Annotated in this window: 15 protein-coding genes; 9 read left to right on the top strand and 6 right to left on the bottom strand. The window is 70.3% G+C overall.

The features are described from left to right. Positions 1 to 102 precede the first annotated feature (102 nt). Positions 103 to 612 (top strand): hypothetical protein, encoded by a 510-nt coding sequence (locus tag KRR26_RS01195; RefSeq protein WP_217078934.1) that lies wholly within the window; start codon positions 103 to 105, stop codon positions 610 to 612. A gap of 111 nt (positions 613 to 723) precedes the next feature. Beyond that, a complete protein-coding gene (locus tag KRR26_RS01200; protein WP_217078935.1) occupies positions 724 to 2382 on the top strand; it encodes a M14 family zinc carboxypeptidase in 1659 nt (552 codons plus the stop codon). Positions 2383 to 2397: 15 nt separating this feature from the next. Here KRR26_RS01200 and KRR26_RS01205 read toward each other — a convergent pair whose 3' ends face one another. Beyond that, entirely contained in the window at positions 2398 to 3774 is a 1377-nt protein-coding gene (locus tag KRR26_RS01205) for an MFS transporter (protein ID WP_120205603.1), read from the bottom strand. Positions 3775 to 3844: 70 nt separating this feature from the next. Here KRR26_RS01205 and KRR26_RS01210 point away from each other — a divergent pair, with 70 nt between their 5' ends. Beyond that, complete coding sequence (locus KRR26_RS01210) at positions 3845 to 4753, top strand: LysR family transcriptional regulator (protein ID WP_120205191.1); 909 nt, start codon at positions 3845 to 3847, stop codon at positions 4751 to 4753. 26 nt (positions 4754 to 4779) lie between these two features. After that, positions 4780 to 5277 (top strand): TfoX/Sxy family protein, encoded by a 498-nt coding sequence (locus KRR26_RS01215; protein WP_217078936.1) that lies wholly within the window; start codon positions 4780 to 4782, stop codon positions 5275 to 5277. A gap of 44 nt (positions 5278 to 5321) precedes the next feature. On the opposite strand, the gene KRR26_RS01220 is transcribed toward KRR26_RS01215, so the two are convergent. The 3 genes from KRR26_RS01220 to KRR26_RS01230 form a co-directional block, all read right to left on the bottom strand. Next, entirely contained in the window at positions 5322 to 6965 is a 1644-nt protein-coding gene (locus KRR26_RS01220) for an AMP-binding protein (protein ID WP_217078937.1), read from the bottom strand. A gap of 77 nt (positions 6966 to 7042) precedes the next feature. Beyond that, entirely contained in the window at positions 7043 to 7804 is a 762-nt protein-coding gene (locus KRR26_RS01225; RefSeq protein ID WP_217078938.1) for a biliverdin-producing heme oxygenase, read from the bottom strand. Then, positions 7801 to 8049: a hypothetical protein gene (locus KRR26_RS01230; protein WP_120205185.1), complete on the bottom strand. Its 249-nt coding sequence runs from the start codon at positions 8047 to 8049 to the stop codon at positions 7801 to 7803. The genes KRR26_RS01225 and KRR26_RS01230 overlap by 4 nt, the downstream gene beginning before the upstream one ends. A gap of 181 nt (positions 8050 to 8230) precedes the next feature. Between KRR26_RS01230 and epsC the strand changes: the two genes are divergently transcribed. Next, positions 8231 to 9076, top strand: a complete 846-nt coding sequence (gene epsC, locus KRR26_RS01235; protein ID WP_120205183.1) for a serine O-acetyltransferase EpsC — start codon at positions 8231 to 8233, stop codon at positions 9074 to 9076. 40 nt (positions 9077 to 9116) lie between these two features. Further along, entirely contained in the window at positions 9117 to 10037 is a 921-nt protein-coding gene (gene cysK, locus KRR26_RS01240) for a cysteine synthase A (RefSeq protein WP_120205181.1), read from the top strand. A 10-nt stretch (positions 10038 to 10047) separates the two neighbouring features. On the opposite strand, the gene KRR26_RS01245 is transcribed toward cysK, so the two are convergent. Further along, positions 10048 to 11187 (bottom strand): aminotransferase class V-fold PLP-dependent enzyme, encoded by a 1140-nt coding sequence (locus KRR26_RS01245; protein WP_120205601.1) that lies wholly within the window; start codon positions 11185 to 11187, stop codon positions 10048 to 10050. A 91-nt stretch (positions 11188 to 11278) separates the two neighbouring features. On the opposite strand from KRR26_RS01245, the gene KRR26_RS01250 reads away from it, so the two are divergent. From KRR26_RS01250 to KRR26_RS01260, 3 genes are all read left to right on the top strand, one after another. Beyond that, positions 11279 to 12703: a c-type cytochrome gene (locus tag KRR26_RS01250; protein WP_236068171.1), complete on the top strand. Its 1425-nt coding sequence runs from the start codon at positions 11279 to 11281 to the stop codon at positions 12701 to 12703. A 275-nt stretch (positions 12704 to 12978) separates the two neighbouring features. Next, positions 12979 to 14268, top strand: coding sequence for a LamB/YcsF family protein (locus KRR26_RS01255; RefSeq protein ID WP_120205598.1), 1290 nt, complete (start codon positions 12979 to 12981; stop codon positions 14266 to 14268). After that, positions 14265 to 15146 (top strand): 5-oxoprolinase subunit C family protein, encoded by an 882-nt coding sequence (locus tag KRR26_RS01260; protein WP_120205179.1) that lies wholly within the window; start codon positions 14265 to 14267, stop codon positions 15144 to 15146. The genes KRR26_RS01255 and KRR26_RS01260 overlap by 4 nt, the downstream gene beginning before the upstream one ends. 124 nt (positions 15147 to 15270) lie before the next feature. On the opposite strand, the gene KRR26_RS01265 is transcribed toward KRR26_RS01260, so the two are convergent. Beyond that, positions 15271 to 16005, bottom strand: coding sequence for an amino acid ABC transporter ATP-binding protein (locus KRR26_RS01265; RefSeq protein WP_120205177.1), 735 nt, complete (start codon positions 16003 to 16005; stop codon positions 15271 to 15273). Position 16006: the final 1 nt, after the last annotated feature.

Genomic DNA, 16006 nt, shown 5'->3' on the forward strand with positions numbered 1-16006 from the left:
AACACGGGCCGCGCCGCATGTCCGTGAGCGGATGGACGCCCCACCACGAGGCCCTGTCCGCGAGCACGCGCTGATACCTCGCCGCGGATGAACCGTCATGTCTTGAAGCTCGGTCGCGTGGGGGCGCTCGTGTCCTGGGGCCTGCTCGCGGCCTGCGCGGGCGAGGACGCGGGTGATGCGCCCCTGGAGACCGAGTCCGTCAAACAGGAGCTCATCGCCTGCGGCCCGTTCTGTCCACCCGGCTACACTTCGGTGGGGTTCGCGTGCAGCACGGCCTGCCCCGGGGGATGCCCGAACGCGGTGTCCTGCGTCCCTACCCCACAGGGCGCCGCCATCACCGCGACGCCGCAATCCGTCCCCGTGCGGCCCGGGACGCTGGGCACGACGCGCATCTGCTGGAACACCTCGGGGCTCCACTATCCGGTGTGGATCAAGGTCAGCGCCAACGGCGCGCCCGAGCAGCTCTTCACCAAGGAGAGCGACGCGGGTCGGGACTGTGAGAACGCCACCTGGATTCAAGCGGGCAGCTCCTACGTCTTCAGCATCCGCACGACGAAGACGGGCGGCGCCGTGCTGGCGAACGTCACGGTCGTAGGGGTTGCAACGCCGTGACGCGCAGTGCGTTGGCTCGCCGCGGCGCGAGGCGCTCCTCACTCGACGCCGCACCTCGCCGCGCGCGAAGGAGATTGACGGCGCGGGAGGGGAGCGCTCGGATGCGCGCCCATGACCCAGCTGCGAACCCGCGCTGAAGCTTCGAAGTACAAGGAAACCTCCCGCCACGCCGATGTGCTCGCCTTCGTCGATGGGCTCTGCCTTCAGACGAAGCTCGCGCGCCGCGTGGACTTTGGCCGGAGTGGAGAAGGCCAGCCCCTGGTGGCGCTCATCCTGAGCGACCGGGGCTGCTTCACGCCCGAGCAAGCCCGCAAGCAGAAGAAGATGGTCGTGATGGTGGAGGCCAACATCCACGCGGGCGAAGTGGAGGGCAAGGAGGCGGTGCTCGCGCTCGCACGCGACCTGACGCTGACCTCGCTGGGCAAGAAGGTGCTCGACTCGCTCTGCCTCGTGCTGATTCCGAACTTCAACCCGGACGGCAACGACCGCATCAGCCCCAACAACCGCAAGCTCGACCTGAAGAACCTGGAGGGGCAGGTGAATCCCGAAGGGGGCGTGGGCACGCGCTACACGGGCGAGGGTTGGAACCTCAACCGCGACAGCATGAAGCAGGAGGCGCCCGAGACGCGCGCGCTCGCCGCCTTCTACCAGACGTGGTACCCGGACCTGTTCATCGACTGCCACACCACCGACGGCAGCATCCACGGCTTCGACCTCACGTACGACACGTCGCACTCGAACGAGCCGCTCTTCAACGAACTGCGCGCCCTCAACCGCGTGCTCCTGGAGCGCGTGGCCAAGGCGGTGAAGACGCGCCACGGCTTCGACAGCTTCTGGTACGGCAACTACAAGCAGGAGGGAGACCCGCGCTCCGGCTGGCACACATACCCGGCCCTCCCCCGCTTCGGCAGCCACTACCGCGGCCTGCTGGGTCGGCTCGACGTGCTGCTGGAGACGTACAGCTACATCGACTTCCCGCGCCGCTGCGCGGTGATGCGCGCGTGGTTGCTGGAGTTGATCCGCGACGCCGCCAGGCACGCCAAGACGTACCGCGCCGCCACCGCCGCCGAGGAGCAGCGCATCATCGCCCGAGGCACCACGCCCGACGTGAGCGAGATGGTCGGCATCAACTACGGCATCGCGACGCGAGACGCGGAGGGCGCGCTGACGTTCGACTACCCCGCCTATGCGAAGGCCGGGGACACCGCGCACATCCAGTCATTCGACGAGGCGAGCATCGCGGCGCGGCGCTTCCCCGGGAAGCGGAAGCGCGAGTACACGATGCCGCACTACCGCACCTTCGTTCCGACGCACGCGGTGAGCACGCCGGAGGCGTACCTCGTCCCGGCCGAGCTGGCCGCGCGCCTGGAGGGGCACGGCATCCGCTTCGAGCGCCTGTCCGCCGCGAAGTCCTTCATGGTGGACAGCTACCGCGTCACGCGCCGCGAGGAGACCTTCAGCCCGGACGTGGCCGCCAACATGCCGCCGCCCGGAGAGGCCGAGCTGCCGCAGAGCCAGAAGCCCAAGCCCGTGCGCTTCGAGACGGTGCTGACGGTGACCCCGGAGCGCCTCACCCGCGAGTTCCCCGCCGGCGCGCTGTACGTCCCCACCGCGCAGCGTGGCGGCACGTTGGCCGTGTACCTGCTGGAGCCGCACTCGGATGACGGCTTCTGCCGGTGGCAGTTCGTGGACGCGCTGCTCGGAACGAACGAGTACTACCCCATCCACCGCGTGGTGAACGCGACGAGCGCGCCGAAGAAGGTGGAGTAGTCCACGCCCGGCCGCTCAGGAGGACGCGGGGGCCACGTCGCCCGCGCGTCCCGGAGCGGCCAGCGTGATGCCCAGTGCGGCGGTGGCGGTGAGGCCCGAGGCGATCGCGAACTGCAGCGCGAAGTGCCCTCGGGCCAGTGACATGGCCGCCACGGCCAGCGAGCCGCCCAGCAGGCGCATCGCGTAGAGGGTGCTCGTGATGATGCCGCGGTGGTGCCACGGCGCGCGCGACTGAGGCCCCAAGAGCGATGTGCTCGCCGCGGGCCCCAGCCCCAACCCCACGACGGTGAGGCACGCGAAGGTGGCCACCACGCCCCAGCCTCGCGAGGCCGCGAGCGAGAGCAGGCCCGCGCCCAGGGCCGCCACGGCGAAGCTGAGGCCCACGCTGGCGCGCATGCCGCCACGCACCAGCACCTTCACGCCGAAGGTGGAGCCCACGGACCACCCCACCAGCATGGGCACGAGCGCGAGCCCCGCGCCGAGCGGCGTATGCCCGCCCTGCTCCGTCATCCACAGCGGCACCCACGCGGACATCGTGTACAGCAGCGCGCCCGCGAACAGGCCGCCCGCGACACCACTCAGCACGGTGCGGTCCGTGGCCAGCTCACGCGGCAGCAAGGGCATGGAGACCTCGCGCTGCTGCCGCGCGAGCATCCCGCCCACCAGCACCGCCCCGAGCGCGCAGGACAGGCGAGTTCCCACCCCACCGGGCTCCAAGGCGAACAGCAGCAGCGCGGCGGAAGCGCCCGCGAGCAGCGGCCCCCAACGGTCCAGCGGCTCGCCCACGCGGCGAGGTGGATCCCGATAGGAGAGGTGCAGCAGCGTCGCGGCGAGCAGGCCCACCGGCAGGTTGACCAGGAACACCCAGCGCCACGAGGCGTGCATCACCAGCCAGCCTCCAATGAGCGGCCCCAGCGCGTTGGCGCCACCCCACGCGCCGGTGAACAGGCCTTGGATGGCCGCGCGCTCGCGCAGCGTGTAGAGGTCGGCGCTGATGGTGAGCGTGGTGGGCTGGAGCGCGCCGGCGCCCAGTCCCTGCATGACGCGGAACGCGATGAGCGCGGGCATGGACGTGGCCAGGCCGCACAGCGCCGAGCCCCCGAGGAACAGGCCCATTCCGAAGAAGAAGACGGGCTTGCGTCCCAGTCGGTCGGCGAGCTTGCCGGACACGAGCACGCCCACGGTGGAGGCGAAGAGGAAGGCGGAGAAGACCCACGAGTAGAGCTGGGGTCCTCCCAACTCGCGGGTGATGGTGGGCATGGCGCTGGTCACCACCGTGCCCTCGAAGGCGCTGACCACCAGGGCCAGCAACACCGCGCCAGTGGCCACTCGACGGGCCGCGCCCGGACGCATCGCGGACACCGACTGCGACGTCAGCTCGCTTCCATCCATGGCCCCCATGTATGCGGAAGGCAGGCATGCGGAAATCGCATCTTTCGCATAGGCTCATTGCGGAAATCGCATGACCTCGGAACAGCTTCGAGCCTTCCTCCAAGTGGCGCGCGACGGCCGGGTCTCCACGGCCGCCAAGGCACTGGGCCTGTCACAGTCCGGACTGTCGCGGCAGCTCCAGTCACTGGAGGCCGAGCTGAGCACACGGCTGCTCGTCCGCACGCCCACGGGCGCGGTGCTCACGGACCCAGGAGCGCGCTTCCTTCCCCATGCGCGTCGCGCCTTGGATGCGCTGGCCGCGGGCGTCACCGAGTTGGAGCGACTGTCAGGCACGCCGAGCGGCCCGGTGGCGCTGGGGACGCTGACCACGGTGGGGGCGTACTTGCTGCCGGAGTTGATTCCTGCGTTCTCGCGGCTGCATCCGGAGGTGCGGCCCCGCTTGAGCGAGGACCGGGCGGCGGTGCTGGAGGAAGGCGTCGCGCGAGGAACGTTGGACCTGGCCATCCTGACGTTGCCCGTGCGGCGAGTAGACCTGGTGACGCAGAAGTTGTGGGAGGAGTCGCTCTTGCTCGCGGTGCCCAAGGGGCATCGGCTGACGCGGCTCGGGAGGCCCGTGGCGCTCGCGGAGGTGGTGGAAGAGACGTGGGTGCTCATCCCCGGGATGGCGGGCGCGCGAGCCCTGGAGGCCGCATGTGAGGCGCGCGGGGTGACGCCTCGCGTGGCGCTGGAGACGGACAACTCGGAGGCGGTGCTGCGCATGGTGGAGCGAGGCCTGGGCGTGTCCCTGGTGCCCGAGCTGGCGGCGAGCAGCCACACCACGCACCACGTCGAGCTGATTCCCGTGGCGAAGGGCGCGCCCAAGCGGCAAGTGGCGCTCGTGCACCGAGGCGAGGGTTACCTGACGGCGGCGGCGCGAGCGCTGAAGGCATTCATCGTCGAGCACGCGAAGCGACCGTCCACGCGCGGCAAGGCGAAGTAGGCTCGGCGCACAGGAGAGGAATCATCATGGCGCGGCAGGACGGGTACGTGACGTACGTGGTGGAGCTGCTCGAGCCACTGGGTGCGGTGCAGGTGCGGCACATGTTCGGGGGTTGGGGCGTCTATTACGGCGGTCGGATGTTCGGTCTCATCGCAGAGGGGCAGCTCTACCTGAAGGTCGACGAGCTCACGCGTGACGCCTTCGAGCGCGCCGGAGGTCAGCCCTTCGTCTACGGCGGAGGAACGCATCCGGTATCGCTGCGCTTCTGGACACCGCCCTCGGACGCGGCCGACGACGCGCGCGAGCTGCTGCCCTGGGCACGAAGAGCCGTGGAAGCCGCGCAGCGGGCCGCGGTGAAGAAGTCCCAGGCACAGCAAGCCACCGCGGAGCGAAGAGCCGCGGCGGCCGCGAAGAAGACCGCCAAGAAGAAAGCCGCTGAGACGAAGCCTGCCGCGAAGAAGACCGCGGCCAGGAAGGCCACCTCGAAGAAGGCCGCCGCGAGGAAGCCCCGCGCTCGCGCCTAGACAACAGGCTCCAGCGTCTCGCCTCCCCCCGCTCCGCCGAGGCGTCAGCGCGGTGGCGTCCCCAGGCCGAGCGGCTGGAGTCCCAGCTCGCTCGCGGACAGCTCGCGCATGCGGAACTTCTGGACCTTGCCCGTCACCGTCATGGGGAACGACTCCACGAACTTCCAGTAGCGGGGAATCTTGAACGTCGCGATGCGCCCCGTGCAGTACTCCCGCAAGGACGCCTCGGTGAGACTCACCCCCGGGCGCGGGCGCACCCACGCCATCACCTCCTCGCCGTACTTCGCGCTCGGAACTCCAATGACCTGCGCCTCGCTGACCTCGGGGTGCGTGTGCAGGAACTCCTCCACCTCGCGCGGGTACACGTTCTCGCCGCCTCGGATGATCATGTCCTTGATGCGACCGACGATCCGCACGTAACCCTCCGCGTCCATCGTGGCCAGGTCGCCGGTGTGCATCCAGCCCGCGGCATCCACCGCTGTCGCGGTGGCCTCGGCGTTGTCCCAATACCCCAGCATCACGCTGTAGCCCCGCGTGCACAGCTCCCCGGGCTGTCCCCGAGGCACCACGCCCCCCGAGTCCGGGTCCACGACCTTCACCTCGAGGTGCGGATGCACCTGCCCCACGGTGGCCACGCGCCGTTCGAGCGTGTCCTCCAGCAGCGTCTGCGTCGACACCGGCGAGGTCTCCGTCATGCCGTAGCAGATGGACACCTCGCGCATGTGCATCCGCGACTGCACCGCCTTCATCACCTCCACGGGACACGGTGAACCCGCCATGATGCCCGTGCGCAGCGAGCTCAAATCGAACTCGCTGAAGCGCGGATGATCCAACTCCGCGATGAACATCGTCGGCACGCCGTAGAGCGACGTGCAGCGCTCGACCTGCACCGCCTGCAACACCGCGAGCGGCTCGAAGGCCTCGCCGGGAATCACCATGCACGCCCCATGGGACGTGCACGCCAGGTTGCCCATCACCATGCCGAAGCAATGGTAGAAGGGCACCGGGATGCACACGCGCTCCTCGGGCCCGTAGCCCAGCAACTCCCCCACGAAGAAGCCGTTGTTGAGCACGTTGTGATGCGACAGCGTGGCGCCCTTCGGGAAGCCCGTCGTCCCAGACGTGTACTGGATGTTGATGGGGTCATCGAACTGGAGCGAGGCCTCGCGGTCCGCCAGCGTCCGCTCGCTCACGTGCGCCCCGGTGCGCGCCAGCAGCGCCCAGTCCTCATCCAGCACCAGCGCCACGCGCAGCGCCGGGCACCGAGGCCGCACCTCTTCGAGCATCTTCCGGTAGTCCGTCTGTCGGAAGCCCTTGGCCAAGAGCAACACGCTGACGCCCGCCTGATTGAGCGCGTACTCCAGCTCCGCCGTGCGGTAGGCCGGGTTGAGGTTGACGAGGATGGCGCCCACGCGCGCCGCCGCGTACTGGCTCACCACCCACTCGAAGCGATTGGGCGACCACAACCCCACCCGGTCTCCCTTGCCCACGCCCAACCCCAACAGTCCCCTGGCCGCCTCGGTGGTCGCGTCCCAGAACTGGCGGTACGTCGCGCGGTAGCCCTGCGACACCACCACCAACGCCTCCCGCTCGCCATGGGCCTCCACCGTGCGCTGGAGGTTCCTCCCGAGGGTCTCCCCGAGCAGCGAGGTCGGGCGCGTGCCATGGGCATAAGAGGGAGCGGTCATGCCCCATCGTCCCCAGGACACCGCGTGCTCCACAAGCGACCGACGACCGAGGGGCTCGCCGGTCCGTCCGCCATTCACTATCGCGGCGCGGCAAGCACCACCGCGGGTCCTCCCCGCGCCAGGGACTCGCACAGCCGCGCATGGAGCCGGAAGGCCAGGCGCGCCTCCTGAACAATCTCCTCCACCGCGTCCTCGCTGAGACGCAGCGCCTCCAGACGCTCATGCAGCCGCGCGCGGAAGGCCGGCACCTCGCCCAGCGTCAGCGCATTGTAGAACGCCGTGCCGGAGCCGTCCTCCAACTCGAACGACTCCGCCACCAGCTGCGCCTTGAGCGGCCCCGGGTAGAGGTCCAGCACGCAGCGCGTGTACGCATGGGCGAGCAGCAGGTGCGGCGCCGCTTCGAGCACCTCCCGCATCCGCTCCACGTGCAGCAGCGTCTCCTCGCACGCGAACGGCTCGCTGCGTGTATCGCCGCAGAACCACGCGAGGTCCGCCTCCAGCGCGGACGCGCGCCGCAGCTCCGGCAGCCACAACACCTGCGCCAGGGGCACGTCCCTCAGCCGCGGCAGCAAGGACTCGAACGTCGAGTACAGGACATGGAGCTGGCGCAGATACGCCGTGTAGTGCGCCGCGCGGACGTACTCGCCCAGCACGCCGCCCTCCCAGGGCTCGCAGAACAGCGACTGAAGGAACAGCGAGCGCTCCACCCGCAGGCGCGCCTCCACGGTCTCCTCCTCCAGCCGCGTGGCCAGCCCCGTAGCCTGCGACGCGACGGACAGTCGCCGCTCACGCGCCGAGGTCTCCGGACGCGGGCCCCTCCACACGCCCGTGACCGTCACTGCTTCCACCCGCCCGTGGTGACCCCGTGGGGCGCGCCCGCCATCGCCGGCGTCTCGGTTTCCGCGGGCCCCGCCAGCCGCCGCACCGCCTCGGCCAGCGTGAGCCCCAGCGCCCGCAGGATGTCCTCGTCCAGCCGCAGCGTCACCGGCCCCACTGCCAGGTGGATGTGCCCGCAGGCGCATCGGGTGACTTCGGCGCACGGCCCCCGCGCCAGCACTGTCTTTCCGCATTCCTGAGCAGACATCGCGTCCTCGCCTGGGCTCAAATTTTGAGTTTGATTCTCAAAATCAAACTCATGATGACCCAAGACTCCGGCCGCGGTCAAGCGGCGGGGGTTCCAAGGTCCCGCGTTCCAGCGTGCGAGATGACGCGGGCCGGCGTTAAGGAGAGGCCCCCCCTCTTCGGCTAATCTGACGCAACGCCCCATGGAAGACCCTCACGCAAGACTGGTAGCGGCCCTGTTGGATGCGAGGCAGCGCCACTGCTTTCCCCCGGACGTGCGCAAAGCGGCGCCGGAGTTCGTCGGACAGGTGCTGGGCTTGTTGTTCCCGCACTTCGCGGACCGGCTGGAGTGCAGCGCCGCGGCGGTGCGGCGCGACGTCACCACGGTAGAGGCGAGCCTGCACCGGCTGCTGGAGCTGCTGGAGCCGCACTACCCGCGCACCGAGCCGTCGCTCCCGGCGCGCTTCATGGCGGGACTGCCGGACACGTATGCGTGGCTCCAGCAGGACGCGCAGGCCATCTTCGACGCGGACCCCGCCGCGCGCAGCGTGGACGAAGTCATCCTCACGTATCCGGGCTTCCTCGCCATCGCCATCTACCGCGTGGCGCACGCGCTCCACGGCTTGGGCTTCCCGCTGCTGCCGCGGCTGCTCACCGAGCACGCGCACCAGCGCACCGGCGTGGACATCCATCCGGGCGCCGTCATCGGGCGGCGCTTCGTCATCGACCACGGCACGGGCGTGGTCATCGGCGAGACGACGCTGATTGGAAGCAACGTGAAGCTCTACCAGGGCGTCACCCTGGGCGCGCTGATGGTGGAGAAGGCCCTGGCGGACAAGAAGCGCCACCCGACCATCGAGGACGACGTGGTGGTGTACGCCAACGCCACCATCCTCGGAGGCGAGACGGTGGTCGGCCAGGGCAGCATCATCGCCGGCAACGCGTGGCTCACGCAGAGCGTGCCGCGCAACTCCATCGTCACCCGACGCAGCGAGGTCCGCCCGCGCAATGGCGACGGCGGCCTCGACGAGCTGGACTACCACATTTGAAGCGCAGCACAGCCCTCACCCGCAGCCCCGCCACGGACCCATGAAAGCCGACTCCATCCTGCAGACCATCGGCAACACGCCGCATGTGCGCATCCAGCGGCTGTTCCCTTCTCGCGTCACCGTCCACATGAAGCTGGAGCGCGCCAACCCGGGCGGCAGCATCAAGGACCGCATCGCGCTGGCGATGATTGAAGACGCGGAGAAGCGCGGCATCCTCCACAAGGACAGCGTCATCATCGAGCCCACCAGCGGCAACACCGGCATCGGCCTGGCCATGGTGGCCGCGGTGAAGGGCTACAAGCTGGTGCTCGTCATGCCAGAGTCGATGAGCATCGAGCGCCGCCGCCTCATGGCCGCCTACGGCGCCACCTTCGAGCTGACCCCACGCGCGCAGGGCATGAAGGGCGCCATCGCGCGCGCCAACGAGCTCGTGGCCCAGGTGCCCAACGCGTGGATGCCGCAGCAGTTCGAGAACCCGGCGAACATCGAGGTGCACCGGCGCACCACCGCGCAGGAGATCCTCAACGACTTCCCGGACGGGTTGGACTACCTCATCACCGGCGTGGGCACGGGCGGCCACATCACCGGCGTCGCCGAGGTGCTCAAGCAGCGCTGGCCCAAGCTCAAGGTGTTCGCGGTGGAGCCCGTGAAGTCCCCCGTCATCAGTGGTGGCGCTCCGGGCCCGCACCCCATCCAGGGCATCGGCGCGGGCTTCATCCCCAAGAACCTGCACACGGACGTGCTCGACGGCACCATCCAGGTGGCGGAGGAGGACGCGTTCAACTTCACGCGTCGCTCCGCGCGCGAAGAGGGCATCTTCGTGGGCATCTCCTCGGGCGCCTCGCTGTCCGCGGTGAATCAGAAGCTGGGCGAGATGCCGGACGGCAGCCGCGTGCTGTGCTTCAGCTACGACACGGGCGAGCGCTACCTCTCCATCGACTCGCTGTTCCCCGCGCAGTAGCGCTCGGGGCTCAGGTGCGCGAGAACTCGCGCACCCAGGCCACCAGCCGGTCCACCTCCTCCGGCGTGTTGTAGAAGTGTGGCGACAGGCGGATGCGCCCTCGCCGCACGGAATGCGCCACCTTGCGCTCGGACAACCAGGCGCTGAGCGCGCGCGCGTCCGCGCCGGGAGGCAGGAACGTGAGGATGCCCGCGCGATGTTCGGGCGCGGGCCCCACGTCACAGCCCAGGTCGCGAAGGCCGGCGTCCAGCCGCGCGACGAGCTGGCCAATGCGCTCGGAGATGCGGTCCATCCCCACCTCCAGCAACATCTCCAGCGCCGCGCCCAGCGCGTAGATGCCGGTGTAGGCCGCGCTGCCCTCCTCGAACTTCAGCGCGTCCGGGCGCAGCTCGAAGTGGCTGCGATTGAAGTTCCACGCATCCGTGGTGCTGCGCCAGCCCACCAGCACCGGGCGCACCCGCGGCAACACGTCACGCGCCACGTACAGGATGCCGATGCCCGCGATGCCCAGCATCCACTTGTGACTGTCCGCGCTGAGGAAGTGCGCGCGCGACTTCTTCACGTCCACGGGCAAGCAGCCCACGCTCTGGATGCCGTCCACGCACAGCAACACGCCCGCGCGCTCGCACACCGCGCCGAGCGCATCGAGGTCCGTGCGGCAGCCCGTAGCGAATTGCACGGACGACACCGCCACCAGGCGCGTGCGGGAGGTGAGCGCGGCGGCCACCGCCTCCGGCGTGACGCCGCCCGTGGGCGTCTCGATGTCCCGCACGACCACGCCGCGGTCGCGCAGGTGGAGCCAGGGATAGACATTGGACGGATACTCGAGGCTGGTGGCCACCACGACCTCGTCACCGGCGCGCCAGTCGAGTCCCTCGGCCACTAGACCCAGGCCGTGGCTGGTGTTGCGCACGAAGGCCACTTCATCCGGCGCGGCGCCGATGAGCCGCGCGGCCAGGCCTCGCACCTTCTCGCAGTGGGCCTCCCAGCCGCGCTCGTGCTGGATGCCGTGGTGCACCAGGTCCTCCATCCAGCCACGCACGGCGCTCGCGGCGCGCAGGCTCGTGGGCGCCACGCCCGCGTGGTTCAGATAGAGCTGCTCCTGCAGGACAGGGAACTCGGCGCGGTAGGACTCGAGGGGGCGGGTCATTCGAGGCACTGTAGCCGCGAGGGCGCACGAGGGGGTCTCCACGAAGGGCCCGAAGTGCGCTATCCGTCCTGCGCCCCGAGATGAGGAGTCCATGATGCGCCGCGACGTGCTGGCTGCCGTGATGTCGACCATCGTGCTGCTCGCGGGCTGCGCGGGCACCGTCCATGCGCCCTACCCGCCCATCCGCGCGGACAGCTCCCCCCAAGCGCTCACGCGCGGCGCCGCCATCTTCCACGCGAGCTGCGAGGCCTGTCACCGCGGCGGTGACCGCGACACCGCCTCGGGCGCGCCGCTGCGCGAGCTGCCCTCGTACATGGGCCGCTTCCACTCCGCGAACCTGACGTCGGATCCAGTGGGCGGCATCGGCGCGGCGAAGGATGAAGAGCTGGCGCGCGCCATCCGCTACGCGGTGAGTCGCGAAGGGCGGCTCATGGTGATGCCCAGCTACGGCATGGGCGACGCGGACCTCGCGGCGGTGTTGGGCTTCCTGCGCTCGGAGGACCCGCTGTTCCGAGCGGATCCCAAGCCCGCGCCCGCGTGCGAGTTCAGCTTCGTGGGAGGCATCGGCTTCCGCTTCGTCACCGGCAACACGCCCGCGGAGCGCCCCGCGTCTGGCATCCCCGTGCCGCCCAAGGGGCCTACGCTGGAGTACGGCCGCTACATGGCCCACGAGGTCTACGACTGCGCCTCGTGCCACACGGACGGCTTCAGCCCGGACAAGACGAAGGGCGACGAGGCCTTCTCGGGTGGCATGGCCTTCGTGGACCCCGAGGGACGCAAGGTCTACTCCAGCAACCTCACCTTCGATGCCACGGGCCTGGCGAACTGGACGCTCGCGGACTTCACCCGCGCGCTGCGCGATGGACTCGCGCCGGACGGCTCGGCGCTGCGCTCGCCCATGCCGCGCTTCCGCGCCCTCGACGAAGCCGAGGCCCGCGCGCTCTATGACTACCTGCGCACCTTGGCTCCACGGAAGAACGCGGTGGACGGCGCGCGTCCCCGCCTCACCGCCACCAGTGCCCGTGCGGCCTGGGTGAATCCCGACACGGGCGCGGGCGAGCAGACCGCGGAGACCCAGCTCGACACCGCCGCCGAGGCCGCTGTCGCCGAGGCGCTTCCGCCCGCGGCCACGCCTCCGCCCGCCGCCACGCCCACGGCGACGCCCGCGGTTGGCTCAACACCGACGCCCTCGAGCACGTTGGCCAGCGGGCAGGTGAGCCCCGTGGTGCGCAAGCCGAGGCCCGTCCTGACGCCCGCGAAGGTGGACGCGGCGAAGCTCTTCGTTCAGTACGGGTGTTCGAGCTGCCATGCCCCCGGCGCGCGCTACCACGACCGGCTCGCCCATGCGGCGCACCGCCCGGACCTGGAGCTGGTGAAGTGGGTGCGCAACCCAGAGAAGTACCTGCCGGGCACGCCCATGCCCACCTACGCCGAGCTGATTGACGAGCGCACCGCGCTGGCCCTGGTGCGGTGGGTGAAGGCGGGTGGGCCCTCGACCCTCGCGACGCCGCGCTGACAAAAGATTCACACGAAATTGCCAGGAAAAGCCCCTCGCCACGTATCCCGGGAGAGGTGGTGCACGAGGGGGGAGTCCTCCAAATCACCTCGTAGTTCAGTTCGCCTTCCCCTCCATGGTGGCGGGGGGGCACCCGCGTCTTCCGGAATCAGGCCGGCCCCTTATTCCGGGGGCGCGGTTCCAGCACTGGCATCCGTGTCTTCGCCGCGACCAGAGACCCTGGCCACCGGGAGGGCACGGACCAGTGCTGGATTTTTTTGTGTAGCGTGGCGCCCATGACGGGGTGCCTCCTCAACATCGACCTGGGCGAGCTGCCCGACGAGGACCCTCGGCTCTACGCCCTGGCGCACGTGGCCAACATCGCGTGCGGCGGCCACGCGGGCGATGACGCCTCCATGCGCCACGCGCTGGCGCAATGTGAACGGCACGGCACTCACGTGGGTGCGCACCCTTCGTTCGAGGACCGAGAAGGCTTCGGCCGACGCGCGCTCGACGTCGCCCCGGAAGTCCTCGCGGAGCAGGTGGCGGCGCAGTGCCGCCGACTCGCGAGGCTCGCCTCCGCGCGAGGCCAGCGCGTCGCGTTCGCCAAACCCCATGGCGCGCTCTACCACGCCGCGCAAGCCACGCCGGCGCTCGCTCGCGCGGTCGTCGCGGGCCTCGTTCGCGCGCTCGGCCCGAGCCTCACCCTCATCGGACCTCCACAGGGAGCGCTCTGGGACGCGGCGCAAGAGGCGGACCTCGCCTATCTGCGCGAGGGCTTCGCGGACCGAGGGACACGGCCAGACGGCTCACTCATCCCCAGGGGTCAGCCCGGGGCCGTGCTGACGGAGATCGCTCGCGTGCGGGAGAACGCCGCGCGGCTGGCGGGAAGTGGTGGGCTCGAAACGCTGTGCGTTCACGGAGACACACCGGGCGCGGTCGCGCTGGCCACCGAGGTGCGCGCCGGGCTGGATGCGCTCGAGATTCACGAGGCACCGCTGGGCGAGGGCGCGCTGCGGCTCACGCTCCCCGCGGGACTGGATGGGGGACACGCCCAGGAAGCACTGCGCGCCCTGCCTCACGTGGTGGATTGCGTCCTCACCGAGGACCACGTCAGCGTGTACTTCGCTCCGGATGCGCGACCGGAGGAGCCTCGGCTCGTCCTCGCGCGCCTGCGGTTGCTGCCGGTGGTGGAGCGTCCGCATCCGCGCGTCACCTTGCGCGTGCGCTACGACGGCCCCGACCTGGCGAAGGTGGCGGAGCATGGTGGGCTGACGGTGGACGAGGTCGCGCGACGGCACGCGGCGCGCGAGTACACCGTCCGATGCGTGGGCTTCCTGCCGGGCTTTGCGTACCTGGGCGAAGTGGATCCACGCATCGCTTGCCCTCGCCTCGCCTCGCCTCGCGCGCGTGTGCCGGCGCTCTCGGTGGGCATCGCGGGAGCGCGCACGGGCGTCTATCCCTTCACGTCCCCGGGGGGATGGAATCTGGTGGGGACCGCGCTGGACTTCACGGCCTTCGACTCGGAGCGGGGCGCGGTGCTGCGGCCCGGAGACCGGGTGCGCTTCGAGCAGGTGGATGAATGAACGGCTGGCTGGACATCACCGGAATGGGCGCGCCGGTCACGGTGCAGGATGGCGGGCGCCCCGGGCAGATGCACCACGGCGTCCCCGCTGGCGGCCCCCTGGTCCCGGAGTTGCTCGTGGCGGCCAACCGCGCGGTGGGCAATCCCCGAGGCGCGGCGGCGCTCGAATCCTACGGGCGCCTGGCGCTGCGAGTGCGCGGACGCACGGCGCGCATCTCCGTGGACGGCCGCTCCTTCACCGTGGCGGATGGTGAGACCTTCACGGTCCCCGCCCCCGAGTCCCTCGCCGTGCGCTACATCGCGGTGGACGGGGGCATCGCGGTGCCCGAGGTGTTGGGAGGACGGGGCACGCTGCTCGTGGCGAACCTGGGTGGACACCAGGGCCGCGCGCTGCGCCCGGGAGACTCTCTCCCGCTCGGCGCATCCCTGGGCCCGCCCGACGCGCAGTCCCCGGAAGTGAGGCTGGACGCACAAGCTCCAGTGCGAGTGACCCCGGGGCCAGACCTGGAGCGCTTTGACTCCACGGCGCTGCCGTTGTTGGTGGGCTCGGACTTCACCGTGTCCACCGTGAGTGACCGGGTGGGCATGCGGCTTCGAGGCGCGGCCATTCCCCACGGGGACGAAGGCACTGGCACCTCGAGGCCCATGGCACGAGGAGCCATCCAAGTGACGTTGTCCGGAGAGCCCATCGTGCTCGGGCCGGATCACCCCACGACGGGAGGCTATCCGCTCATCGCCGTCGTCATCCGCGCGGACTGGGGACGACTCGCCGCGCGCCGCCCCGGAGCCCACGTCCGCTTCGCCTCCGTCTCGGTCGAGGAGGCAAGAGAAGCCTGGAGCCACCGGGCCGCCGAGCTGGGCCTCTCCATGGAGCGCTGATCGCCACCACGGCGGTCAGTGAATCCACGCGCCGCAGTCCATGCGCGGCCGCGAGCGGGGCTCAGCGCAGAAGCAGGCGCCAACGGACCTCGCGCCTCGGCGCGGATGCAAGCCAGAGCACCACTCAGCGCTGAAGCAGGCGTGAGAGGAACTCGCGGGTGCGCGGTTGCTTCGGCTCGCGCAGCACCTGCTGCGGTGTGCCTTCCTCCACCACGCGACCTCCGTCGAGGAAGAGCACGCGGTGAGCCACATCCGCGGCGAAGCCCATCTCGTGCGTCACCACGCACATGGTCATGCCTTCGCGCGCCAGCTCGCGCATGACCTCCAACACCTCGCCCACCAGCTCAGGGTCGAGCGCGCTCGTGGGTTCGTCGAAGAGCATCAGCTCCGGCTTCATGGCCAGCGCACGCGCAATGGCCACGCGCTGCTGCTGTCCACCTGACAGCTGCGCTGGGAAGGCGTCCGCGCGATCGCCCAGGTGCACCATCGACAACATGCGCCGGCCCAGCGCCTCGGCCTCCGCGTCGGGCATGCCCAGCACCTTGCGCGGCGCCAGCGTCACGTTCTGCAGCGCGCTCAGGTGCGGGAACAGATGGAAGCGCTGGAACACCATGCCGACTCGGCGATGCAGCGCCTGGAGCGCCACGGCGTCATCGCGCACGGGAACTCCGCCCACCATCACCTCGCCTTCGGACGGCAGCTCCAGGCCACACAGGCACCGCAGCAGCGTGGACTTTCCACAGCCGGACGGGCCGACGAACACCACCACCTCGCCCGGTTGAACGGTGAGGTCCACGCCACGCAGGACGTCCACCGCCCCGAAGCGCTTGTGCAGGTTGCGGACTTCGACGAGCGCCATG

The organism is Citreicoccus inhibens (genome assembly GCF_019039035.1).
Lineage (GTDB): Bacteria > Myxococcota > Myxococcia > Myxococcales > Myxococcaceae > Citreicoccus > Citreicoccus inhibens.

Excerpts from the sequence above, each read along its gene's own strand:
- KRR26_RS01250 (WP_236068171.1), top strand. The coding sequence starts at position 11,279 with ATGATGCGCCGCGACGTGCTGGCTGCCGTGATGTCGACCATCGTGCTG.
- KRR26_RS01265 (WP_120205177.1), bottom strand. The coding sequence starts at position 16,005 with ATGGCGCTCGTCGAAGTCCGCAACCTGCACAAGCGCTTCGGGGCGGTG.
- KRR26_RS01230 (WP_120205185.1), bottom strand. The coding sequence starts at position 8,049 with ATGTCTGCTCAGGAATGCGGAAAGACAGTGCTGGCGCGGGGGCCGTGC.
- epsC (WP_120205183.1), top strand. The coding sequence starts at position 8,231 with ATGGAAGACCCTCACGCAAGACTGGTAGCGGCCCTGTTGGATGCGAGG.
- KRR26_RS01255 (WP_120205598.1), top strand. The coding sequence starts at position 12,979 with ATGACGGGGTGCCTCCTCAACATCGACCTGGGCGAGCTGCCCGACGAG.
- KRR26_RS01200 (WP_217078935.1), top strand. The coding sequence starts at position 724 with ATGACCCAGCTGCGAACCCGCGCTGAAGCTTCGAAGTACAAGGAAACC.
- KRR26_RS01260 (WP_120205179.1), top strand. The coding sequence starts at position 14,265 with ATGAACGGCTGGCTGGACATCACCGGAATGGGCGCGCCGGTCACGGTG.
- KRR26_RS01205 (WP_120205603.1), bottom strand. The coding sequence starts at position 3,774 with ATGGATGGAAGCGAGCTGACGTCGCAGTCGGTGTCCGCGATGCGTCCG.
- KRR26_RS01210 (WP_120205191.1), top strand. The coding sequence starts at position 3,845 with ATGACCTCGGAACAGCTTCGAGCCTTCCTCCAAGTGGCGCGCGACGGC.
- KRR26_RS01220 (WP_217078937.1), bottom strand. The coding sequence starts at position 6,965 with ATGACCGCTCCCTCTTATGCCCATGGCACGCGCCCGACCTCGCTGCTC.
- cysK (WP_120205181.1), top strand. The coding sequence starts at position 9,117 with ATGAAAGCCGACTCCATCCTGCAGACCATCGGCAACACGCCGCATGTG.
- KRR26_RS01215 (WP_217078936.1), top strand. The coding sequence starts at position 4,780 with ATGGCGCGGCAGGACGGGTACGTGACGTACGTGGTGGAGCTGCTCGAG.
- KRR26_RS01245 (WP_120205601.1), bottom strand. The coding sequence starts at position 11,187 with ATGACCCGCCCCCTCGAGTCCTACCGCGCCGAGTTCCCTGTCCTGCAG.